The organism is Streptomyces griseoviridis (assembly GCF_005222485.1).
Classification (GTDB): Bacteria; Actinomycetota; Actinomycetes; order Streptomycetales; family Streptomycetaceae; genus Streptomyces; species Streptomyces hintoniae.
In genome coordinates, this window is sequence record NZ_CP029078.1 from 2315277 (window position 1) to 2337789 (window position 22513).

The 22513-nt window shown below is 72.1% G+C and carries 15 protein-coding genes; 5 read left to right on the plus strand and 10 right to left on the minus strand.

The genetic code is table 11. The annotated features are described in order from the left end of the window. The 9 genes from DDJ31_RS09355 to DDJ31_RS09395 all read right to left on the minus strand — a co-directional run bounded on the left by DDJ31_RS09355 (nucleotide 1) and on the right by DDJ31_RS09395 (nucleotide 14643). Nucleotides 1-1212 (minus strand): phosphoglycerate kinase, encoded by a 1212-nt coding sequence (locus DDJ31_RS09355; protein WP_127180738.1) that lies wholly within the window; start codon nucleotides 1210-1212, stop codon nucleotides 1-3. 126 nt (nucleotides 1213-1338) lie between these two features. Next, on the minus strand, nucleotides 1339-2346 hold the full coding sequence (gap, locus tag DDJ31_RS09360; protein ID WP_127180737.1) for a type I glyceraldehyde-3-phosphate dehydrogenase: 1008 nt from the start codon (nucleotides 2344-2346) through the stop codon (nucleotides 1339-1341). Between the two features lie 223 nt (nucleotides 2347-2569). After that, on the minus strand, nucleotides 2570-5521 hold the full coding sequence (locus DDJ31_RS09365; protein WP_127180736.1) for a M14 family metallopeptidase: 2952 nt from the start codon (nucleotides 5519-5521) through the stop codon (nucleotides 2570-2572). A 144-nt stretch (nucleotides 5522-5665) separates the two neighbouring features. Further along, complete coding sequence (gene whiA, locus DDJ31_RS09370; protein WP_127180735.1) at nucleotides 5666-6655, minus strand: DNA-binding protein WhiA; 990 nt, start codon at nucleotides 6653-6655, stop codon at nucleotides 5666-5668. Then, nucleotides 6646-7713 (minus strand): gluconeogenesis factor YvcK family protein, encoded by a 1068-nt coding sequence (locus DDJ31_RS09375; RefSeq protein WP_127180734.1) that lies wholly within the window; start codon nucleotides 7711-7713, stop codon nucleotides 6646-6648. Before DDJ31_RS09375 ends, whiA begins: the two co-directional genes overlap by 10 nt. Next, on the minus strand, nucleotides 7710-8711 hold the full coding sequence (gene rapZ, locus DDJ31_RS09380) for an RNase adapter RapZ (protein ID WP_127180733.1): 1002 nt from the start codon (nucleotides 8709-8711) through the stop codon (nucleotides 7710-7712). Before rapZ ends, DDJ31_RS09375 begins: the two co-directional genes overlap by 4 nt. Beyond that, the gene (gene uvrC, locus DDJ31_RS09385) at nucleotides 8708-10756 is read right to left on the minus strand and encodes an excinuclease ABC subunit UvrC (protein ID WP_127180732.1); all 2049 of its coding nucleotides are present in this window, start codon (nucleotides 10754-10756) and stop codon (nucleotides 8708-8710) included. The genes rapZ and uvrC overlap by 4 nt, the downstream gene beginning before the upstream one ends. Nucleotides 10757-10862: 106 nt before the next feature. Then, nucleotides 10863-11540 (minus strand): response regulator transcription factor, encoded by a 678-nt coding sequence (locus DDJ31_RS09390; RefSeq protein WP_127180731.1) that lies wholly within the window; start codon nucleotides 11538-11540, stop codon nucleotides 10863-10865. Nucleotides 11541-11943: 403 nt separating this feature from the next. Further along, nucleotides 11944-14643, minus strand: coding sequence for a PAS domain S-box protein (locus tag DDJ31_RS09395; RefSeq protein ID WP_127180730.1), 2700 nt, complete (start codon nucleotides 14641-14643; stop codon nucleotides 11944-11946). 391 nt (nucleotides 14644-15034) lie between these two features. On the opposite strand from DDJ31_RS09395, the gene DDJ31_RS09400 reads away from it, so the two are divergent. From DDJ31_RS09400 to DDJ31_RS09410, 3 genes are all read left to right on the plus strand, one after another. After that, a complete protein-coding gene (locus DDJ31_RS09400; protein WP_127180729.1) occupies nucleotides 15035-15409 on the plus strand; it encodes a response regulator in 375 nt (124 codons plus the stop codon). Between the two features lie 209 nt (nucleotides 15410-15618). Continuing rightward, entirely contained in the window at nucleotides 15619-16575 is a 957-nt protein-coding gene (locus DDJ31_RS09405) for a hypothetical protein (protein WP_127180728.1), read from the plus strand. A gap of 96 nt (nucleotides 16576-16671) precedes the next feature. Further along, entirely contained in the window at nucleotides 16672-17583 is a 912-nt protein-coding gene (locus tag DDJ31_RS09410; RefSeq protein ID WP_127180727.1) for a carbohydrate kinase family protein, read from the plus strand. A 130-nt stretch (nucleotides 17584-17713) separates the two neighbouring features. Here the strand turns inward: DDJ31_RS09410 and uvrA are convergent, their stop codons facing one another. Then, nucleotides 17714-20740 (minus strand): excinuclease ABC subunit UvrA, encoded by a 3027-nt coding sequence (gene uvrA / locus DDJ31_RS09415; protein ID WP_127180726.1) that lies wholly within the window; start codon nucleotides 20738-20740, stop codon nucleotides 17714-17716. A gap of 225 nt (nucleotides 20741-20965) precedes the next feature. Between uvrA and DDJ31_RS09420 the strand changes: the two genes are divergently transcribed. Both DDJ31_RS09420 and DDJ31_RS09425 read left to right on the plus strand, forming a co-directional pair. Next, nucleotides 20966-21655, plus strand: a complete 690-nt coding sequence (locus tag DDJ31_RS09420; protein WP_127180725.1) for a maleylpyruvate isomerase family mycothiol-dependent enzyme — start codon at nucleotides 20966-20968, stop codon at nucleotides 21653-21655. Nucleotides 21656-21712: 57 nt separating this feature from the next. Further along, nucleotides 21713-22369 (plus strand): MBL fold metallo-hydrolase, encoded by a 657-nt coding sequence (locus DDJ31_RS09425; RefSeq protein ID WP_127180724.1) that lies wholly within the window; start codon nucleotides 21713-21715, stop codon nucleotides 22367-22369. Nucleotides 22370-22513: the final 144 nt, after the last annotated feature.

The window sequence follows — 22513 nt, forward strand, 5'->3', positions numbered from 1 at the left end:
TCAGTCCTCCAGTGCGGCGAGGCCGGGGAGCGTCTTGCCCTCGAGGTATTCGAGGGAGGCGCCGCCACCGGTCGAGATGTGTCCGAACGCCGTCTCGTCGAAGTCCAGCTGGCGCACGGCGGCGGCGGAGTCGCCACCGCCGACGACCGTGAAGGCCGGCGAGTCGAGGAGGGCCTGGGCGAAGGCCCGGGTGCCCTCGGCGTAGTCGGGGTGTTCGAAGACGCCCATGGGGCCGTTCCAGAAGACGGTGGCCGCGTCGGCGAGCTTCGAGGCGTAGAGCTTGCGGGACTCAGGGCCGATGTCCAGGCCCATGCTGTCGGCGGGGATCGCGTCCGCGGCGACGGTGGTGGGGTTCGCCGGGGCCTTGCTGCTGAGGTCCGGGAACGCGGGCGCCACCAGCACGTCGACCGGCAGAACCAGTTCGACGCCGGTCTTGGCGGCCCGTTCGATGTACTCGGTGACGGCCGGGAGCTGGTCCTCCTGAAGGAGGGAGACGCCGATCTCGTGGCCCTGGGCTTTGAGGAAGGTGTAGGCCATGCCGCCGCCGATCAGCAGCCGGTCGGCCTTGCCGAGCAGTTCGTCGATGACGGCGAGCTTGTCGGAGACCTTGGCGCCGCCGAGGGCGACGACGTAGGGCCGCTTGACGTCCTCGGTGAGCTTCTTGAGGACGCCGACCTCGGTGGCGATGAGGTAGCCGGCGTAGTGCGGGAGCCGGGCCGGGAGGTCGAAGACCGAGGCGTGCTTGCGGTGCACGGCGCCGAAGCCGTCGCCGACGTAGACGTCGGCGAGGGCGGCGAGCCGGTCCGCGAACTCGCCGCGCTCGATGTCGTCCTTGGCGGTCTCGCCCGCGTTGAAGCGCAGGTTCTCGATGACGGCGACCTGGCCGGGCTCCAGGCCGTCCACCGCGCCGTGCGCGGCGGGGCCGACGGTGTCCTGGGCGAACGCGACGGGCGTGCCGAGGAGTTCACCGAGCCGCTCGGCGGCCTGGAGCAGGGAGAAGGCGGGGTCGGGAGCGCCCTTGGGGCGTCCGAGGTGCGAGGCGACGACCACCTTGGCGCCCGCGTCGGCGAGGGCCTTGACGGTCGGCAGGACGGCGCGGATCCGGCCGTCGTCGGTGATGAGGCCGTCCGCCATCGGGACGTTCAGGTCGGCGCGGACGAAGACCCGCTTGCCGTCGACGCCTTCGGCGAGGAGTTCGTCGATCGTCTTCATGGAATGGGACTCCTGGGGAGAAGCTCGTGATCGTACGAGGGCTGTACACGCGCGTGAGGGCTCGGACGGCGCGGCGTGCGCTGCCCGAGCCCTGCACTCACATCGAGGTGCCGTCCGGTGTGGCGATCAGAGCTGACCGCCGACGAAGACCGTGAGGTCGACGAGGCGGTTGGAGTAGCCCCACTCGTTGTCGTACCAGCCGATGACCTTCACGTTCTTGCCGTCCTGGACCATGGTCAGGAGGGAGTCGAAGGTGCAGGACGCCGGGGAGTTGACGATGTCCGAGGAGACGATCGGGTCCTCGGTGTACTCCAGGATGCCCTTGAGCTGGCCCTCGGCGGCCTTCTGGAAGGCGGCGTTGATCTCTTCCTTGGTGGTCTCGCGACCGAGTTCGAGGACGAGGTCGGTGACCGAGCCGGTGGGGACCGGGACGCGCATCGCGATGCCGTCCAGCTTGCCCTTGAGCTGCGGGAGGACCAGCGCGGTGGCCTTGGCGGCACCCGTGGTGGTCGGGATGATGTTCTCGGCGGCGGCGCGGGCGCGGCGCAGGTCCGAGTGCGGGAAGTCCAGGATGCGCTGGTCGTTGGTGTACGCGTGGACCGTCGTCATCAGGCCCTTGACGATGCCGAAGTTCTCGTCGAGGACCTTGGCCAGCGGCGCCACACAGTTGGTGGTGCAGGAGGCGTTGGAGATGACGTGGTGGTTGGCCGCGTCGTACTTGTCCTGGTTGACGCCCATCACGATGGTGATGTCCTCATCCTTGGCCGGAGCCGAGATGATGACCTTCTTGGCGCCGCCTGCGATGTGCTTCGCGGCGTCGGCCTTCTTGGTGAAGATGCCGGTCGACTCGATGACGATGTCGACGCCCAGCTCCCCCCAGGGAAGGTTGGCGGGGTCGCGCTCGGACAGCACCTTGATGGTGTGGCCGTCCACCGTGATGGTGTCCTCGGTGTGCGACACCTCGGCCTTGAGGCGGCCCAGGATGGTGTCGTACTTCAGCAGATGCGCGGTGGTCGCGGTGTCACCCAGGTCGTTGACAGCCACGATCTCGATGTCCGCACCCTGCTCCAGCAGCGCGCGGAAGTAGTTACGACCGATGCGGCCAAAGCCGTTGATGCCTACGCGGATCGTCACGAACCGATCTCCTCGTTGGTACGCCGGCTCTCATGCCGGCGAGCTGTATGGGATGTCCCCGACCAACCCCGACCCTACCTCCCTGTGGCCGCGGCGGTGACATCGAGACGGCCCTTACGCGGCAGGGCGGCCCATACCCGCCGGTAAGGGTACGGACCGCCCTGGTCCGCGGGCTTGTTCGCCCGATCCGGCTACGGACAGTCAGCGGTTGACGACCGTCGCGTCAGCCGCGCAGTGCCGCCAGCGCCTTCCGGACGAGGGCGGTGCGGTCGGCCGCCGAGGTGAGGTGTTCCAGGCCGAAGCCCAGCAGCACGGTGCGGTCGGTGGTGACGGCGCCGTACGTCGTGAACAGGGCTCCGGTGCGGGCCCAGTCCTTGAGGACGGCGGGGCTGCCAGGCGGCGGTCCTGACGCGTTCCAGGCGCCGAGGGACGTCTCGAAGCCCTCGTTCTGGCCCGCCGTGCCGCCGACGACGAGCGCGGTGTCGTCGGCGAGGACGCCGTGGCCGCCGCTGCCGGGGTCGGTGACGTAACTGATCGACACCTCGACCAAGCCGCCCGCGTAGCCGCTGAGGTCGTAGCCGACCTGCTGCCAGCCGGCCGAGGCGCCGGTGAGGCTGTGCCAGGAGCCGCTGGTGCCGGTGGTCGCGCAGCCGCTCGCGCCGATGGTCAGGTAGTGGGTGAGCCACGGGTGCTCGTTGACGAGGAAGCCCGCCTCGCACTCGGCGGGGGCGGCGGAGGTGGTGGCGCCGCCGGTCTCGGGGAGGGTGGTCCAGTCGGCGCCGGTGGTGTGGGCCTCCACGACGACGTGGTCGTAGCCGGGCTCGGTGTCCCACAGCAGCCGGGCGCGCAGCGTGGGGGTGTCGGCGGCGGTGACGCCGGTGAGGTCGACGGTGCGGGTGAGCCTCTTGTAGCCGTCGTCGGTGTGGACGGCGGCCGCCATCCAGGAGCCGGCGTACGGGCCGTAGGGGTTGCCGGTGCCGGCGAACCGGCCCGCGCCCGCGGCGGCGAACTGCGGGTGGGTGGCGGGGGGCAGTTCGTCGGAGGTGACGCCGTAGGTGCCCGCGCGGTCGAGCGGGTTGCCGGGGGCGGCGCCGAGCGGCCCGCCGGTGCCGTCGAGGGCGCCCGAGCCGGTGAAGCCCGCCGCGCCGGGGGTGGAGGTGCGCGAGTAGGCGCCCAGGTAGTACTGGCTGAAGTCGTTGGAGAGGGTGCCGTCCCCGAGGTCGACGCTGCCGCCCGCCGACTCGCCCGCCTCGATCAGTTTGCCGCCCTCGTTGAGGAAGGCGCGCAGCTGGAGCTGGGTGGCGATCTTGGGGGTGGCGGCGCCCGTGTAGTGGACGACGGTGTCGAAGTGGCCGAGCACGCCGAGCGCGTCGGGTGCGCCCTGGGCGGCGACGTCCCAGACGACGGCCCGGTGCCCGGCGGCCTTCAGCGCGTCGACGTAGGTCTGCGCCTGGGTCGCGGTCGCGCCCTCCTCGGCGACGACGAGGGTGTCGGCCGCGGCCCGGCGGGCGACGGTGTAGGTGAAGGGTGTGGAGGCGACCTTCTTGCCGCTCCTGGTCTCGCCGGTGAACCAGACCTCGACGGTGTCGCCCGGTACGCCGTCCTTGACGCGGGCCCGGTACTCGTCGAAGTAGAGGTTGTCCTCGCCGCCGTAGGTCTCGCCGCCCTTCCAGGGCCTGAGCGCCATGTCGAGGGTGCGGCCGCCGTTGACGCGGTACTTCAGCTCCTTGTCCCGCAGTGTCTTGCGGGCGACGACGGAGACCTCCTGGTCGGCGCCGCGCGCGTAGGACGTGGTGAACGGCGCGGGGGTGAGGTCGGCGGCGGTCAGGCCGAGCGCGGACGACGGTGTGTCGGGGTGTGCGGCGGTCTCGGCGACCGAGAGCGCGAACGGCACGTTCTTGGCGAACTCCTGCTGGATGAGGCGTTCGTCGTCGGGGAAGGTGAAGACGGACCGGCAGTCGGACGCCTTCCACTGGTCGTCGGGGTCGAGGTTCGAGGCGGTCTGGCAGGTCGACATCTCGGGGGTGAACATCGACATGCCGTTGACGTTGGAGGCGTGTCCGTCGGCTTCGCCGTTGGTGGTGTACAGCTCCGAGGAGAGCTGCGGGAGGTAGCCGGGGATCGCGGAGTCGCCGGGGGTGCCGGCCAGCGCCCGGTAGACGACGTCGTCGGGGGTGGGGGTGGCGACCTGCCAGCCGACGCCGTAGAGGAGGAGCTGCGCGGCGGAGTGGTAGTTGATGCCGTAGGTGAAGCCGACGCGCTTCTCGAAGGCGTCGATCGCCTTCGTCTCGGGCTCGGACCCCGGGCTCGCGCCGCGGTAGGTCTCGCTGGTGGGGTTGGGGGACGAACCCTCGTCGTCGTAGCCCCACTTGTAGGAGAAGTTGCGGTTGAGGTCGACGCCGTCGCCGGTGGAGATGACGCCGTCGCCGTTGACGTCGCGCAGGTTCTTGCGCCACATGCGGGTGGCGGAGCCGCGGAAGGTGTAGTCGTAGCCGTCGGGGTTGGCCGAGAGCACGAACCAGAGTTCGGTGGAGTCGACGATCTTCTTGATCCGGCGGTCGGTGCGGTAGTTGTCCAGGTAGTGGTGCATCATCCGCCGGGTCATCTCGGGGGTGATCCACTCACGGGCGTGCTGGTTGGACATGTACAGGACCGACGGCTTCGCGCCGTCCTTCGTGGTCCTGGCGCCCTTGGTCAGTTTGAGCGCGAGGATGTCCTGTCCGCCGACCGTCCTGCCGATGGAGACGACCTTGGTGAGGCCGGGGTTCTGCTCTCCGGTGCGGACGATCTCCTCCCGGAGGCCGCCGGCTCCGCTGTAGGGGCGGAACACGCCCTCGGCGGCGGCCCCGACCCGCTTCTCGGCCCCGGCGGAGAGGGTGTGCTCGGTGAGGTCGACGCCCTGTTCCTCCAGCTTCCTCGCCTGGTGGCCGGTGAGGTAGACCTCGACGGCGCCGGTGCCCCGCGCGGGGACCTGTTCGCCGAGTTCGTGGGCGTCCTGTCCGGCGGCCAGCAGCAGGGGCACCTGCTGCCGGGTGACGTCGGCGCGGAAGACCTTGACCTCGTCCGGGTCCGGTGCGGCCGGGGCCGCCTGCCGGGCCTGGGCGACGGGCGCGAGGCTCGCGCCGGCGACGAGCAGCGCGCCGACAGCGAGGATCGATCTCGCTCTGCGTCTCATGAACCCCCCTTGTGATGGTCCGCCACCGCGGCGAACGGTTGCCAGGCTCATGTCACTCCATGATCGAGTCAAGAGCACCTCAAGGAAAGCCAAACGCCGGTACCGGTCACCCAACTGGGCGTCGGCACCGGCGTGTTGTCATCGTCAGCCGGCCAGGTTGTCGGCCATCTCCTCGGTGATGCTGGACTCCGTGCCCGGGATGCCGAGATCCGAGGCGCGCTTGTCGGCCATCGCCAGCAGCCGCCTGATCCGGCCGGCCACCGCGTCCTTGGTCAGCGGCGGGTCGGCGAGCGCGCCCAGCTCCTCCAGCGAGGCCTGCTTGTGGTCCATCCGCAGCCGGCCCGCCGCGGCGAGGTGCTCGGGGACCTCCTCGCCGAGGATCTCCAGCGCGCGCTGCACCCGGGCGCCCGCGGCGACCGCGGCACGGGCGGAGCGGCGCAGATTGGCGTCGTCGAAGTTGGCCAGCCGGTTCGCCGTGGCCCGCACCTCGCGCCGCATCCGGCGCTCCTCCCAGGCCAGCACCGACTCGTGCGCGCCGAGCCGGGTCAGCAGGGCGCCGATGGCGTCGCCGTCGCGCACCACCACCCGGTCCACACCGCGCACCTCGCGGGCCTTCGCGGCGATCGACAGCCGGCGGGCGGCGCCGACCAGGGCGAGCGCGGCCTCGGGACCCGGGCAGGTCACCTCGAGGGAGGAGGAGCGGCCCGGCTCGGTGAGCGAGCCGTGCGCGAGGAAGGCGCCCCGCCAGGCCGCCTCCGCGTCACAGGTGGCCCCGGAGACCACCTGCGGGGGCAGGCCCCTGATCGGACGGCCGCGGCCGTCCACCAGGCCGGTCTGCCGGGCCAGCTGGTCACCGCCCGCCACCACACGCACCACGTAGCGCGAGCCGCGCCGCAGCCCGCCCGGGGCCATCACGATCAGCTCCGAGCTGTGGCCGAAGATCTCCAGGATGTCCCGCTTGAGGCGCCGGGCCGCCATCGCGGTGTCCAGCTCCGCCTCGATCACGATGCGCCCGCTCACCAGATGGAGGCCGCCGGCGAACCGCAGAATGGCGGAGACCTCCGCCTTTCTACAGCAGGTCCGGGTGACGGGGAGCCGGGAGATCTCGTCCTTCACCGCTGCCGTCATCGCCATGGGCCGATCCTTCCATGCATCCGAAAAATACGGTCGTACGCGGCGGCCAACAGCTCCGGGTCGTGCCGGGGGGTTCCGTCCCTTCGGGCGACCGGGGCCAGCTCGACCGCGGCTCCGAGCCGCTTGGCGGCCTCGGTGAGCACATCACGGTCGGGCACGGCGGCCTCGTCGGCCAGCACCACGTCCAGGGCGAGTTTAGGGGCGTGTCGTCCCAAAACCTCCAAATGACGTTGCGGTGAGAAGCCCTCGGTTTCTCCGGGTTGCGGAACGAGGTTCAGGGAGAGCACCCGGCGGGCCTTCGTCTGGGTGAGCGCGTCGAGCAGTTCGGGGACCAGCAGATGCGGGATGACCGACGAGAACCAGGAGCCGGGGCCGAGCACCACCCAGTCGGCGTCGAGCACCGCGTCGACGGCCTCGGGCACGGCGGGCGGGTCGTGCGGCACCAGGTGCACGGACTGCACCTCACCGGGGGTGAGCGCCACCGTCGCCTGCCCGCGGACCGTGTCGACCTCGTCGGGGCGCTCCGGGTCGTGCCCCCTGACCAGGGCCTGAAGCTCCAGCGGGACGGCGGACATGGGCAGCACCCGCCCGTGCGCGCCGAGCAGCTTGCCGACCAGGTCGAGGGCCTGGACGTGGTCGCCGAGCTGTTCCCACAGCGCGACGATCAGGACGTTGCCCACGGCGTGGTCGTGCAGGTCGCCCTGGGACTGGAAGCGGTGCTGGATGACCCGGGCCCAGGTCTGGCCCCAGTCGTCGTCGCCGCACAGCGCGGCCAGGGCCTTGCGCAGGTCCCCGGGGGGCAGCACGCCCAGTTCGTCCCGCAGCCGGCCGCTGGAGCCGCCGTCGTCGGCCACGGTGACGACGGCGGTGAGGTCACCGGTGATCCGGCGCAGCGCGGCGAGCGAGGCGGACAGGCCCATGCCGCCGCCCAGCGCGACGACCTTGGGCTGGGCGCCGCGGCGGCGCGGGCGGGCGCCGCGGGGCTCGACGGGCCGGTCGGCGCGCCCGTCGGGCACGGCCCTGCGCAGCCGGCTCAGCCGCGAGGAACGTCCCGTCATTCCCGTCCCATGTCCCGGTGCACGACCACCGTCTCCACGCCCTCGGCGGCGAGCCGGGCGGCGAGCTTCTCCGACATGGCGACCGAGCGGTGCTTGCCGCCGGTGCAGCCGATCGCGATCGTCACGTACCGCTTGCCCTCGCGGCGGTAGCCGGCCGCGACGAGCCGCAGCAGCTCGGCGTAGCGGTCCAGGAACTCCTTGGCGCCGGGCTGGTTGAAGACGTACGCGGCGACCTCCTCGTTGACGCCGGTGAACGCGCTCAGCTCGGGGACCCAGTGCGGGTTCGGCAGGAACCGCATGTCGGCGACGAGGTCGGCGTCGACCGGCAGGCCGTACTTGAAGCCGAAGGACATCACCGTGGCCCGCAGCTCGGGCTCCTCCTCGCCCGCGAACTGGGCGTCCATCTTGGCGCGCAGCTCATGGACGTTCAGGCTGGAGGTGTCGATGACCAGGTCGGCGTCGCCGCGCAGCTCGCGCAGCAGCTCGCGTTCGGCGTCGATGCCGTCGACGATGCGGCCGTCGCCCTGGAGGGGGTGCGGGCGGCGCACCGACTCGAAGCGGCGCACCAGGGCGTCGTCGGAGGACTCCAGGAAGACGATCCGCCGGGTGACGCCCCGGGTGTCGAGGTCGGCGAGGGACTCGCGGAGGTTGTCGAAGAAGCGCCGGCCGCGGACGTCGACGACGACCGCGATCCGCGCCACGTTGCCCTGGGAGCGGGCACCCAGCTCCACCATGGTGGGGATCAGCGCGGGCGGCAGGTTGTCGACGACGAACCAGCCGAGGTCCTCCAGGCACTTGGCGGCCGTGGACCGGCCCGCTCCGGACATGCCGGAGATGATCACCAGCTCGGGGATGGCCTCGGGGGCCCCGGCTGTCTCGCTGCCCGTACTCACCTGTGCTCCGTCTTCCTGGCGGGGTCCGCTGTCCGCGTGGTCCCCGCCGCTCTCCTGGTGCGTGCTGTCCCGACCGGCTGTGAGCCGCTCGTCGTGCTCGTTCATCTCTCCTGCCCCCGTCGTTCGTCCGGGGCGCCCGCGGTCACGGGCTCCCCCGGGGTGTCCGGCGTCGTCCCGGGCGTCCCGTCGTGTTCGTCCTCTTCCATGATCTCTCCGGTCGCCGTGTTCACGGCGGGTCCGGCCGGGGTCGCCCCGGCGAGGGCCGCGACGATGGTCTCGGCCGTCTTACGACCTATGCCCGGAATCTCGCAGATCTGGTCGATGGTCGCCGACCGCAGTCGCTTCACCGAACCGAAGTGCTTGATCAGCGCCTGTTTGCGGGCGTCGCCGAGGCCCGGCACGTCGTCCAGGGGGCCGGCCCTGAAGCGCTTGGCGCGCTTGGCGCGCTGGTAGGTGATGGCGAACCGGTGGGCTTCGTCACGCACGCGTTGCAGCAGGTAGAGGCCCTCGCTGGTGCGGGGCAGGACGACCGGGTCGTCGTCGTCGGGCAGCCAGACCTCCTCCAGGCGCTTGGCGAGGCCGCAGACGGCGATGTCGTCGATGCCCAGTTCGTCCAGGGCCCGCTTGGCCGCCGCGACCTGCGGCTGACCGCCGTCGACGACGACCAGCTGCGGCGGGTAGGCGAACCTGCGGGGGCGGCCGTCCTCGTCGGTGAGGCCGTCCTCGCCGTCCGCCCACTCGCCCGTCCGCTCCTTCTCGGCAAGGTAGCGGCGGAAGCGGCGGGTGATCACCTCGTGCATGGAGCGGACGTCGTCCTGGCCCTCGAAGCCCTTGATCTGGAAGCGGCGGTACTCGCTCTTGCGCTGGAGGCCGTCCTCGAAGACCACCATGGAGGCCACCACGTCGTCGCCCTGGAAGTGCGAGATGTCGTAGCACTCGATGCGCAGCGGGGCGCTCTCCAGGTCGAGGGCCTGGGCGATCTCCTCCAGGGCGCGGGAGCGGGTGGTGAGGTCGGAGGCGCGCTTGGTCTTGTGCAGGATCAGGGCCTGCTGCGCGTTGCGCGCGACGGTCTCCATGAGGGCCTTCTTGTCGCCGCGCTGCGGGATGCGCAGCGAGACGTTCGCGCCGCGCCGCTCGGTGAGCCACTCCTGCACCGGCTCGACCGGGTCGGGCAGCGCGGGGACGAGCACCTCCTTGGGCACCGCGTCGCCCTTCTCCTCGCCGTAGAGCTGCTGGAGGGCGTGTTCGACGAGGGCGCCGGTGGTGATCTCCTCGACCTTGTCGGTGACCCAGCCGCGCTGGCCGCGCACCCGGCCGCCGCGCACGTGGAAGATCTGGACGGCCGCCTCGAGCTCGTCCTCGGCGACCGCGACGAGGTCCGCGTCGGTCGCGTCGGCGAGCACGACGGCGCTCTTCTCCATGGCCTTGCGCAGCGCCTCGATGTCGTCGCGCAGCCGGGCCGCCCGCTCGTACTCCATCTCCTCGGCGGCGTCCGTCATGCGCTGTTCGAGGCGGCGGATGTAGGTGCCGGTGCGGCCGGCCATGAAGTCGCAGAACTCGTCGGCCAGTTCGCGGTGCTCCTCGGGGGTGACACGGCCGACGCAGGGGGCCGAGCACTTGTCGATGTAGCCGAGCAGGCAGGGGCGGCCGGTGCGGGCCGCGTTCTTGAAGACGCCGGCCGAGCAGGTGCGGACCGGGAAGACGCGCAGCAGCAGGTCGACGGTGTCACGGATGGCCCAGGCATGCCCGTAGGGCCCGAAGTAGCGCACGCCCTTGCGTTTCTGGCCGCGCATCACCTGGACGCGCGGGAACTCCTCGTTCATCGTGACGGCGAGGTACGGGTAGCTCTTGTCGTCGCGGTACTTGACGTTGAACCGGGGGTCGTACTCCTTGATCCAGGAGTACTCCAGCTGGAGCGCCTCGACCTCCGTGGACACCACGGTCCACTCCACGGACGCGGCGGTGGTGACCATCGTCCGGGTGCGCGGGTGGAGGTTCGCCAGGTCCTGGAAGTAGCTCGCCAGGCGCTGGCGCAGGCTTTTCGCCTTCCCGACGTAGATCACCCGGCGGTGCTCGTCGCGGAACCGGTAGACCCCGGGAGAGTCCGGGATCGATCCCGGGCCGGGGCGGTAGCTGGAGGGATCGGCCATGTCTCACACCCTACTGGCGAGGGCTGACAGAGCGCGGGGCCTGTGGACAACCATGGACGGCCCGGGGCGGACGGGGCGCGGGGCCTGTGGACAACCCCCGACACTCCTAGCGTGACTCCAGGAAGGTGAGGACGGCCAGCACCCGGCGGTGGTCGTCGGTGTCCTCCGGGAGGTGGAGTTTGCCCAGGATGCTGCGGACGTGTTTCTCGACGGTGCCCTCGGTGACCCACAGTCTGCGGCCGATGCCGGCGTTGGAGCGGCCCTCCGCCATCAGGGCGAGGACCTCGCGCTCGCGGGCGCTGAGGTGGCCGAGCGGGTCGTCGCGGCGGCGGGCCGAGAACAGCTCCCGCACCAGGGACGGGTCGACGACCGGTCCGCCCCCGCGCACCCGTTCGAGCGCGTCGAGGAACTCCTCGACGACGGTGACCCGGCTCTTGAGCAGATAGCCGACCTGGCGCCCGCTCGCCAGCAGCTCGAGCGCCTCCTCGACCTCGACGAACGCCGACAGGACGAGGATGCCGGTGTCGGGGTGGCGCTCCCTGATGGCGCGGGCCGCCCTGAGCCCCTCGGTGGCGTGGTGGGGCGGCATCCTGATGTCGACGATCGCCAGGTCGGGGCGCTCGGCCGCGACCAGCTCCAGCAGGCCGACGGCGTCCCCCGCCTGCCCGGCGACCTCGTACCCGACGCGCGCGCAGAGGCTCGCCAGCCCCTCCCTGAGCAGCACGTCGTCGTCGGCGAGGACGACTCTTCCCCGCGCGGACCGCCGCGATGCGTCCTCGACCATGGCCCCGGCTCCCCCTGCCCGACCGATGCGGTGCGTACCCGCCGACAGCCTGCCGCACCGGCGCGGTTCCGGCTAGCAGGAAGCAGGATTGGGTGCCTGCCAGGACGACGTGGGCGCGCGGGCGGGGAATCCTCGAAGCAGGCCGACGGAACGGAGGCCGACGACAGGCGCCGCACCGCACCGGTGGTGCGGCCGATGCCGACCCGGCCGGCTCGGGCGAGAGCCGGCGGGTCGTGGGGCGAAGGCCGCGGAATGCGCGGCGGACGCGGGCCGGGGTACCGACGGCGGTCGGCCCGCGCCCGCCGGATCACGCGCCCGCCCCTGCCCGCCCGGACGTACGCGCACGGAGTTCATCACGGCTCCCCCGTGCCTGACGGCTCCCCTCCCGCGTACGTCCGGGCGGTCATCCGTGCGGCGGCGGCCCGTCCAGGGGCGCCCTGATCCGCAGGACGGTGCCCTCCCCCGGCGGGCTGTGCAGGTCGAGCCTGCCGCCGATGGCCTCGACCCGGTCGACCAGCCCGATCAGACCTGAGCCCCGGCCGGGCTCGGCGCCGCCCCCGCCGTCGTCGCGGACGGTCAGCTCCATGACGCCGTCGCGCGCGTGGGCGTCGACGGTCACCACGCGCGCGTGCGCGTGTTTGACGGCGTTGGTGAGGCACTCGGAGACGACGTAGTAGGCGGCCACCTCGACCCGCTCGGGGAGCCGCCGCGCGGGCAGCCGCAGATCCAGCTCGACGGGCACGGCGCACCGTCGGGCCAGCGAGCGCAGCGCGGGGCCGAGACCACCCTTCGAAAGAATCGCCGGATGGATGCCGCGGGCCACCTGGAGGAGGTCGTGGGAGGCGTCCTCCAGCCCCTTGCCGACGTGCGCGAGCTGCCGGCCCAGCTCGGACGAGGCGTCGGTGACCAGGGACTCGGCGAGACGCAGGTCCAGTTGCAGGGCGACGAGCCGCTGCTGGACGCCGTCGTGCAGGTCCCGCTCGATCCGCCGCCGGGAGTCGTCCCCCGCGGCGACCACCCGCGCGCGGGAGGCACTCAGCTGGGCGCGGCTGTCGGCGTTGGCGATGGCGGCGGCGATCAACTCGGTGAAGTCGGCCAGCCGGGAGGCGGCGGGGACGGCGGAGGCAGCGAAGGCTTCTGGTTCTGCGGCTGGTTCCTGTCGTGCGTCAGCCACCACCACGCCCCACAGCCGTCCGTCGACGACGATCGGCGCACCCACCGAGCGCCCCACCCGCGCGGGCGCCCGCGTGCGGATCACCTCGCGGGCCGCCGCCTCGCCCTCGCGCCCGGTGCCGTGCGCGGTGCCGAGAACCGTCAACGCGCCGTCGGACTCGTGCCGCAGCACCGCCGCGACCTCGGCACCCAGCAGCTCCTCCACCTCCCTGGCCACGGCCCCGAACACCCGTTCAGGCGGTTCACCGCGGGCCACCCGGGTGGCGACCCGGCGCAGCGCGGACTGCTCGCGCGCGGCGCGGCGCCGCTCGGTGACATCGCGCGCGACGGCGTACACGAGGCCCTCCTCGGGAACCGGGCGGGCGCTCCACTGGAGCCAGCACTCGGTGCCGTCCGGGCGCAGGAAGCGGTTCTCGAACTCGACCGGTTCGGAGCCGCCCGCCAGCCGTTCCATGGCGGCGCGGGTGGTCTCCCGGTCCTCCGCGTGCACCAGGTCGAGGGGGGGCCGGGCGAGCAGCGTGTCGCGCGGGTGGCCGAGGGTGCGTTCGAACGCTGGGTTGACGCGTCGGAAGGTGCCGTCGACGCCGAGGATGCACAGCAGGTCGAGGGAGAGGTGGAAGATGTCCTCCAGTTCCCGTTCGGCCTTGCGGCGCCTGCCCTGGGCCGCGGCGAACGACGCCATGGTGGCGTTCATGCCGCCGAGGAGCTGCGCCCAGGTGCCGTCGAACCCGGTGACGTCCACCCGGTGTTCGAGCCGGTTGTCGTCGACCGCGGAGTTCATGGAACGGATCTCGGCGGCCAACCGTTCTGTCATCAGCCGCAGTTCGCGGAAGGTGTCCGCGACGTCGCCGAGTTCGTCGTGGCCCGCGTAGCGGATGGCGAAGGAGAGGTCGCCCGCGGACAGGGCACGGGCTCCCGCGGTGACCTCCTGGAGCGGGCGGGTGATCGAGCGGCCGAGGGCGAGAGCGAGGAGGGCGACAGCGGTGAGGACGGCGAGGGAGACGGTGAGGTCGCGTGCGGCCCGCGTCCGCGCGTCGGCCAGATCGGCGGCGGCCGTGTCGGCGAGGTCGCGCGCGGCGCGGGCCTGGACAGCGCGCAGCGCGTCGATACGGGCCGTGGAGTCGGCGAGCCAGCCGCCGTACGAGGGCCATCGGGCCGTCGGCGGTTCCGGGTCGGCGAGCAGAGCGCGGACCGCCCGTACGGCACGGCCCGACCTCGCGAACTGCGCCTGGTAGAGGGCGGCCCGCAGCCGGTCGGAGGCGATCTGCCGGAACTCCCGCAGATGCGCCTCCTCCAGGGCGGACCAGCGGCCGGCGGCGGGGCGGTGTCCGGTGGGGGTGTCGAGCAGGACGGCCAGTTCGACGCGTTCGCGTTCGGCGGCCTCGACGGCCTCCAGGATCGCGAGGTGGGCGTCGGCGGCCCGGCCCGCGGCCCTGGTGGGACGGCCGGTCTCCAGGTCGGCGGCGGTGTCGAGAAGGGTGTCCTCGATGTCCTGGTACCGCTGGGCGATCGCCCGCGCGCTGAGCGCCCCGAGACCGGCCCGCACCCGCACGGCGCTCAACCGGCGGCTGACGGCGTCGAGTTCTTCGGCGGTCCGGTCCTCGGGCCGTGAGCCGGGCGGGGAGTCGGGCCGGGAGCCGGGCGCGGCCCGGCGCCGGGAGTCGGCCTGTTCGACGGCGTCGTCCAGGGCGCGGTCGGTGGCCCGCCGGGAGGCGGACCGCTCCGCGAGGGTCGCCGTGTCGGGGCGCAGCCGGGCCCGGACGGCGTCGATGCGTTCCCTCGCGACGGCGTCGGAGACCTCGGTGGTCGCGAAGGACACGTCGATCGCGGAGTGGAACCGTTCGAGGGTCCGTGCCTCGTCCCACTGGGCGAGGGCGCTGAAGGCGGTGAAGGCCAGCAGCCCGGCGACCGGCAGCAACGCGAGCAGCATCAGCTTGTGGCCGACCCGGAGCCGGGAGAGAAGGGGACCACGGCGCCGTCCCGACGGACCCCCGGTCCGCGGCCGTCCGGAGCAGCCCCCGGCTCGCGGCCGTCCCGAGGAGCCCCCGGTCCGCGGCCGTTTCTGCGGACCTCCGCCCTGCCGCCGCCCTCTCGTCCTGCCGAACGGCGCCCTCATGGCGTACCCCCACTCGACCGGGTGACGCGGCCTCCCCCGGGGCTCCCTGATGCTACCGGCGGTGACCCGCCGCCGCGCCGCGGCGACGTGAACTCCCGATTTCGGCACAGGACTTCAGCACATTCCAGCTACCGGGTACCGGACGCCGTCCCTTTTTCCGGCTAGCCGGGAGGCGCAATCAACGGGCGGTGGGCACGCTGTGCGCATGACCATGCGCTGTCTTCTCGTCGATGACAGCATCCGGTTCCTCGACGCGGCGCGGACGCTGCTGGAGCGCGACGGGACAGCCGTCGTCGGCATGGCCTCGACAGGTGCGCAGGCGCTGGCGCACGCCGCGGCGCTCGCTCCGGACGTCGTCCTGGTCGACCTGGACCTCGCCGACGAGAGCGGTCTGGACCTCGCGGTCGCTCTCACCCGCACCGTCCCCTGCGCCGTCATCCTGATCTCCACGCACCGCTTCGAGGACGTCCAGGAGTTGGTGGCGGCCAGTCCGGCCCGCGGCTTCCTGCACAAGGCGGAGCTGTCCGGGCGGGCGATCCGGGAGGTCCTGGGCCGCGAGGGAGCGGCGGACGCGACCTGAGCGCGGCGGGCACCTCTGGCCAGGAGTACGCCGCTGTTGGGCGTCAGGTGTTGTCGGGACTAGGTCAACACGCTTCAATGCGGGGGAACTCGGGGCGCTGAACGAGGGCGTACGGATGTGAAGGCGCCCCGGCGGCACCGGGGTCGCCCCGGCGCCGGCGCGGAACCGGTCTGACCAGCCGTAGCGAGCTTCCAGAGAAAGGCCCCCGCATGCCGCACGCCACACAGCACGCTGACGTCGCCGCCGCCACCACCGCGGAACTGGACGCGGCCCTGCGGAGCGGCCCGTTCCATGTGGCGCTGCGTGCCGCGATCGCCGCCCGCGGGCTGCCGTTGCAGCGGGTGCAGCACCATCTGTCGCGGCGCGGGGTCAAGGTCGGTGTGACGAGCCTGAGTTACTGGCAGCAGGGGGCCCGCAGGCCGCAGCGTCCGGAGTCGCTCAGGGCCGTCCGCGCCCTGGAGGAGATCCTCCAGCTCCCCGAGGAGTCTTTGATCAGGCTGCTCGCCGAGAACGACGCGCACGCCTGCGCGCAACGCCCCGCCGCCCGTTCGTACCGTTCCTTCGTGGAGGCGTCCGGGGTCCTGGAACGGCTGCTGGCCGAGCTGAGCCTGCCGCCCGACGGCGGGCTGCACACCCTGGGCCACCACGAACGGGTCCGGATCGGCGCCCGCCGTGAGCTGGCCGGCCGCGAGTCCCATCACATCGTGCGCGCCCACCGGGACGGCGTCGACCGCTTCGTCGCCGTCCACCACGGCGACCCGGAGTGCGCGCCGGAGCGGATGCGGCTGCACGCGCTGGACAACTGCCGCACCGGACGGACCCGGGTGCATCACGACACGGGTGTCCTGGTCGCGGAGCTTCTCTTCGACACCCGGCTGCGGGCCGGTGACACCTTCCTGTTCCGGTACGGCGTCGAGGACGGCACGGCCGGTGAGTCGCGCGAGTACGTGCGGGGTTTCGGGCCCGTGGGCGGGCAGTACGCGCTCCAGGTGAGTTTCGACGGGCGGGCCCTGCCGACCCGCTGCCACCGCTTCACCCAGCATTCGGCGGCGGCGCCGCGCGGCGGCCGGCTTGAGCTGCCGATCAGCGCCCGCCACCACTCGGTCCACCTGGTGGAACCGCGGGTGCGGACCGGGGTCCTGGGGATCGGCTGGGACTGGGAGTAGGAATGCCCCCAGCCCGCATATGGTAGGAAGATCGGCGCCCAGGCGGTGCGGACGCGCCCCGGGGCGCTCTGCTCAGTTCTCGGAAGGAACCGTCTCGTGATCGTCGTCGCCGGTGAAGCTCTGATCGACCTGGTGCCGCAGGGCACGGGCGCCCTCGCGGCGCTGACCCCGGCGCGCGGCGGCGGCCCGTACAACACGGCTGTGGCGCTCGGCAGGCTCGGTTCCTCCACCGCCTTCTGCTCCCGCACCTCGCGGGACGCCTTCGGTGAGGCGCTGCTCGACGGGCTGCGCTCCGCGGGCGTCGACGTCTCGGCCGTGCAGCGCGGCACGGAGCCGACGACGCTGGCGGTCGCCACGCTCGACGCGGGCGGCTCGGCCGCCTACACGTTCTACGTCGAGGGCACCGCCGACCGGCTGTTCTCGGCGGCCGAGGCGCTGCCCGCGGGGACGCGCGCGGTGTCCTTCGGCACCTGTTCCCTCGTTCTCGAACCGGGCGCGACCGCCTATGAGCGGCTGCTGCGGACCGCCGCGGGGCAGGGCGTGTTCACCGCCCTCGACCCGAACATCCGGGCCGGGCTGATCCCCGACGCCGATGCCTACCGGGCCCGGTTCACGAGCTGGCTGCCCTCGGTGTCGCTGCTGAAGCTCTCCGAGGAGGACGCCGGGTGGCTGGGCGGCTCTCCTCGCGAGTGGCTGGCCGCGGGCCCCTCGGCCGTCGTGATCACGCGGGGCGGTGACGGGCTGACCGCGTACACGCGGGACGGCGCGGAGTACTCCGTGCCGGGCGAGAAGGTCGACGTCGTGGACACGATCGGGGCGGGCGACACCGTGAACGCGGCGCTGCTGCACGGCCTCGCCGCCACCGACGCGCTCTCCCCGGAGGGGGTGGCGGCGCTGGGGGCTCGGGGTTGGGACCGGCTGCTGGGGTTCGCGGCTCGTGCGGCTGCGATCACCTGCTCCCGGGCGGGCGCGGAGCCGCCGTTCGCCTCCGAGGTGGGCGAGGTGTAGGCAGGCCCTCGGTGGTGGCGGGGTCGCGGTCGGCGGAGAATCGCGACCCCAGCCGAGAGCCCGAGCCCGACAGGAATCGCGAGCCCGGCCGGAAACACGGTCCCGGCCGGGCTGGAATCCGCTCGGTCGCTCAGTCCTTGCGGGCCCGCGAGGCGGTCGTCTTCTTTGCCGCGGCCGCCTTCTTGGCGCCGGTCGCCTTGGTCGCGGCGGCCGTCCCCTTCGTGGCGGCGGCCGTCTTCGCCACCGTCTTCTTCACGGCGGCCTTCTTCGCCGTAGTGCGGCGCGGGGCCTTCGACGGGGACGCGTCGCTGATCCGGTCGACGTCGAGGATGTCGCGCAGGAACTTGCCGGTGTGGCTGGCCGGCACCCCGGCGACCTCCTCCGGCGTGCCCTCGGCGACCACGAGTCCGCCGCCCGCGCCGCCTTCGGGGCCCATGTCGACGACCCAGTCCGCGGTCTTGATCACGTCGAGGTTGTGCTCGATGACGATGACCGTGTTGCCCTTGTCGACCAGGCCCGACAGGACCGTCAGCAGCTTGCTGATGTCCTCGAAGTGCAGACCGGTGGTCGGCTCGTCCAGGACGTAGACGGTGCTGCCGGTGGAGCGGCGCTGCAACTCGCTCGCGAGCTTGACGCGCTGTGCCTCACCGCCGGACAGGGTGGTCGCGGACTGGCCGAGTCGGACATAGCCGAGGCCGACGTCGTTGAGGGTGCCGAGGTGACGGGAGATCGCGGGGACGGCCTCGAAGAACGAGCACGCCTCCTCGATCGGCATGTTCAGGACGTCGGCGATGGACTTGCCCTTGTAGTGGACCTCCAGGGTCTCCCGGTTGTACCGGGCGCCGTGGCAGACCTCGCACGGGACGTACACGTCCGGGAGGAAGTTCATCTCGATCTTGATCGTGCCGTCGCCCGCGCAGTTCTCGCAGCGGCCGCCCTTGACGTTGAAGGAGAAGCGGCCGGGCATGTAGCCGCGGACCTTCGCCTCGGTGGTCTCGGCGAACAGCTTGCGGATGTGGTCGAAGACACCGGTGTAGGTGGCCGGGTTCGAGCGCGGGGTGCGGCCGATGGGCGACTGGTCGACGTGCACGACCTTGTCGACGAGGTCGTCGCCCGCCACGCGCGTGTGCCGCCCGGGGACGCTCCTCGCGCCGTTCAGCTCGCGCGCGAGGTGGGTGTACAGGATGTCGTTGACCAGCGTCGACTTGCCCGAACCCGAGACGCCCGTGACGGCCGTGAAGACACCGAGCGGGAAGGAGACGTCGATGTCCTGGAGGTTGTTCTCGCGGGCGCCGTGCACGGTGAGCCTGCGGGACGGGTCCTGCGGGCGGCGGACGTCGGGCAGCGGGATCGCCTTCTTGCCCGCCAGGTAGAGGCCGGTCTGCGACCGCGGGTTGTCGAGCAGCTCCTTGTAGGAGCCGCTGTGCACGACCTTGCCGCCGTGCTCACCGGCGCCGGGGCCGATGTCGACGATCCAGTCGGCGACCTTGATGGTGTCCTCGTCGTGCTCGACGACGATGAGCGTGTTGCCCATGTCACGCAGCCGGACCAGGGTCTCGATCAGCCGGTGGTTGTCCCGCTGGTGCAGGCCGATGGACGGCTCGTCGAGGACGTAGAGCACGCCGACGAGTCCGGAGCCGATCTGAGTGGCCAGCCGGATGCGCTGGGCCTCGCCGCCGGAGAGGCTGCCGGCGGCGCGGTTGAGCGAGAGGTAGTCGAGGCCGACGTCGACGAGGAACCGCAGCCGTTCGTTGACCTCCTTGAGGACCCGCTCGGCGATCTTCTTGTCGCGGGCGTTGAGCTTCAGCTCGCCCAGGAAGTCGGCGCAGTCGCTGATGGACATGCCGGAGACCTCGGCGATCGACTTCCCCATGACCGTGACGGCGAGGACGATCGGCTTGAGGCGGGTGCCCTCGCAGGTGGGGCAGGGCACCTCGCGCATGTAGCCCTCGAAGCGCTCCCGGCTGGCGTCGCTCTCGGCCTCGCTGTGCCGGCGCTTCACGAACGGGACGGCGCCCTCGAAGGGTGTCGTGTACACGCGCTCGCGGCCGTACCGGTTGCGGTAGCGGACCTCGATCTGGGTCTTGTGCCCGTACAGGAGGGCCTTCTTGGCGCGCTGCGGCAGCCCCGCGAAGGGGATGTCGGTGCGGAAGCCCAGCGCGTCCGCGAGGGCGCCGACCAGCCGGCCGAAGTAGTCCTTGGTGTGGCCGTGCGACCAGGGGTGGATGGCGCCCTCGTCGAGGGACTTGTCCTCGTCCGGGACGATCAGCTCCGGGTCGACCTCCATGCGGGTGCCGATGCCGGAGCAGTCGGGACAGGCACCGAAGGGGGAGTTGAAGGAGAAGGAGCGCGGCTCGAGCTCCTCGAAGGACAGGTCGTCGTACGGGCAGTACAGGTGCTCCGAGTACATGCGCTCGCGCTCGGGGTCGTCCTCGGGGAGGTCGACGAAGTCGAGCACGACCATGCCGCCGGAGAGGCCGAGGGCGGTCTCCACGGAGTCGGTGAGGCGGCGCTTGGCGGAGTCCTTCACCGTGAGGCGGTCGATGACCACCTCGATGGTGTGCTTCTCCTGCTTCTTCAGTGTGGGCGGCTCGGAGAGCTGGACGGTCGCACCGTCCACGCGCGCGCGGCTGTAGCCCTTGGTCTGGAGGTCGGCGAAGAGGTCGACGAACTCGCCCTTGCGCTCGCGCACCAGCGGGGACAGCACCTGGAACCGGCTGCCCTCGGGCAGCTCGAGCACCCGGTCGACGATGGCCTGCGGCGACTGGCGGGAGATCGGCCGGCCGCACTCGGGGCAGTGCGGCTTGCCGATGCGCGCGAACAGCAGCCGGAGGTAGTCGTAGACCTCGGTGATGGTGCCGACCGTCGAGCGCGGGTTGCGCGAGGTCGACTTCTGGTCGATGGACACCGCGGGCGACAGACCTTCGATGAAGTCGACGTCCGGCTTGTCCATCTGGCCGAGGAACTGCCGGGCGTACGAGGAGAGCGACTCCACGTAGCGGCGCTGGCCCTCGGCGAAGATGGTGTCGAAGGCGAGGGAGGACTTGCCCGAACCGGACAGGCCCGTGAAGACGATGAGCGAGTCCCTGGGCAGGTCGAGCGAGACGTTCTTCAGGTTGTGCTCGCGCGCGCCACGGACGATGAGACGGTCGGCCACGCCGGTCCGCACCTTTCTTGAGAGAAGTGACAGGGGCCAAAGCCCCCGTGCTTCTTCAGACTAGGGGGAGCCACTGACAACGCCGGTCGGATTCCTGGTTGCCTTAACAATCCCCGGCCCTCCAGCATGCCCGACGCCGCCACCGACCTTATAGCACGTGCATTCGATTTAAGGCCGGGCTTCATCACCTTCACCCGAAGGTGTGGCGCAGCTAATGTCAGCAGCATGATTGATCACGCTCATGACCTGGCGTCTGTACGGGACGCGACCGACCGGCTGCTCAGCGCTGCCGCCGCACTGGACAACGCTTCGGCGGCCGAGGCGTCACGGCTGCCTGGCTGGAGCCGCGGTCACGTCCTCGCCCACCTCGCCCGCAACGCCGACGCACTCGTGAACGTCCTCGAAGGCCGCCCCATGTACCCGTCGGCGGCGGCCAGGGACGCCGACATCGAGCGGGACGCCCCGCGCCCCCTGGACGTCCAGCTCGCCGATCTGCGGGCGACGGCCGACCGCTTCCAGGCGGCGGGGGCGGCGCCCGCGGACTGGTCGCGCACGGTGGAGCTGCGCAACGGCGTCACCGACGCGGCGGCCAGGGTGCCGTTCCGGCGCTGGATCGAGGTGGAGCTGCACCACGTGGACCTCGGCATCGGGTACGAGCTGGAGGAGCTGCCCGAGGCGTTCACGGAGCGGGAGATCGCCTTCCTCGCCGACCGCTTCGCCGGTCACCCCGAGGTGCCGTCGACCCGTCTGACGGACTCCACGCGCGCGTGGAGCACCGGAAGCGCCGCCCAGGGAGCCCCGGCGCTCACCGTCACGGGCCCGGCGCCCGACCTGCTCGGCTGGCTCGCGGGACGCCGTGACGGCGCGGCCCTGACCGTCACGGGTGGCCCGCTGCCCGCGCTGCCCCCGCTCTGACCGCGGGACCTGTAGCGGGGCGGTTGCGGTGCGCTCCCCCGCTATAGGCTGGCGGCCATGACCTACAGCGGACAGGTGACGGTCGGCGGACCGGCGGACGTGCACGAGCTCAGGGACCTGATGATCACCAAGATCGCGGTCGGCCCGATGGACAACAACGCCTATCTGCTGCGCTGCCGGGCCACCGACGAGCAACTGCTGATCGACGCGGCGAACGACGCGCAGACCCTCCTCGGCACGATCGGCGCCGACGGCATCGCCTCCGTCGTCACCACGCACCAGCACGGCGACCACTGGCAGGCGCTGGCCCAGGTGGTGGCGGCCACCGGCGCGCGCACGTACGCGGGCCGCGAGGACGCGCCCGGCATCCCCGTGCCGACCGACACCCTCGTCGACGACGGCGACACCCTGCGCGTCGGCCGGGTCACCCTCACCGCGCGCCATCTGGTCGGCCACACCCCGGGCTCGATCGCCCTCGTCTACGACGACCCGCACGGCCACCCCCATGTCTTCACCGGGGACTGCCTGTTCCCCGGCGGCGTCGGCAACACCCGCAAGGATCCAGAGGCGTTCGCGCGCCTGATCCACGACGTCGAGACGAAGATCTTCGACGCCCTGCCGGACGAGACCTGGGTCTACCCGGGGCACGGCGACGACACGACGCTGGGCACCGAGCGGCCGCATCTGCCCGAGTGGCACGCGCGGGGGTGGTGAGCCCAGCGGTAACAGGGGGTGCGCGAAGGAGGAACGCGCGCCCCGTGTGAAGTGTTCGCACACGCCGGTGGTGTCCGCGCGCTCCCGTCGCGGGCCGGTGACGCGGTGAACTGGTGGCGGCCCCGCACAGGAAGACGGCTCCTG

Coding starts and splice junctions, on each gene's coding strand:
- DDJ31_RS09425 (WP_127180724.1), top strand. CDS start 21,713: ATGACCTACAGCGGACAGGTGACGGTCGGCGGACCGGCGGACGTGCAC.
- DDJ31_RS09405 (WP_127180728.1), top strand. CDS start 15,619: ATGCCGCACGCCACACAGCACGCTGACGTCGCCGCCGCCACCACCGCG.
- whiA (WP_127180735.1), bottom strand. CDS start 6,655: ATGGCGATGACGGCAGCGGTGAAGGACGAGATCTCCCGGCTCCCCGTC.
- uvrC (WP_127180732.1), bottom strand. CDS start 10,756: ATGGCCGATCCCTCCAGCTACCGCCCCGGCCCGGGATCGATCCCGGAC.
- DDJ31_RS09420 (WP_127180725.1), top strand. CDS start 20,966: ATGATTGATCACGCTCATGACCTGGCGTCTGTACGGGACGCGACCGAC.
- DDJ31_RS09395 (WP_127180730.1), bottom strand. CDS start 14,643: ATGCTGCTCGCGTTGCTGCCGGTCGCCGGGCTGCTGGCCTTCACCGCC.
- DDJ31_RS09375 (WP_127180734.1), bottom strand. CDS start 7,713: ATGACGGGACGTTCCTCGCGGCTGAGCCGGCTGCGCAGGGCCGTGCCC.
- DDJ31_RS09400 (WP_127180729.1), top strand. CDS start 15,035: ATGACCATGCGCTGTCTTCTCGTCGATGACAGCATCCGGTTCCTCGAC.
- DDJ31_RS09390 (WP_127180731.1), bottom strand. CDS start 11,540: ATGGTCGAGGACGCATCGCGGCGGTCCGCGCGGGGAAGAGTCGTCCTC.
- rapZ (WP_127180733.1), bottom strand. CDS start 8,711: ATGAACGAGCACGACGAGCGGCTCACAGCCGGTCGGGACAGCACGCAC.
- DDJ31_RS09355 (WP_127180738.1), bottom strand. CDS start 1,212: ATGAAGACGATCGACGAACTCCTCGCCGAAGGCGTCGACGGCAAGCGG.
- DDJ31_RS09365 (WP_127180736.1), bottom strand. CDS start 5,521: ATGAGACGCAGAGCGAGATCGATCCTCGCTGTCGGCGCGCTGCTCGTC.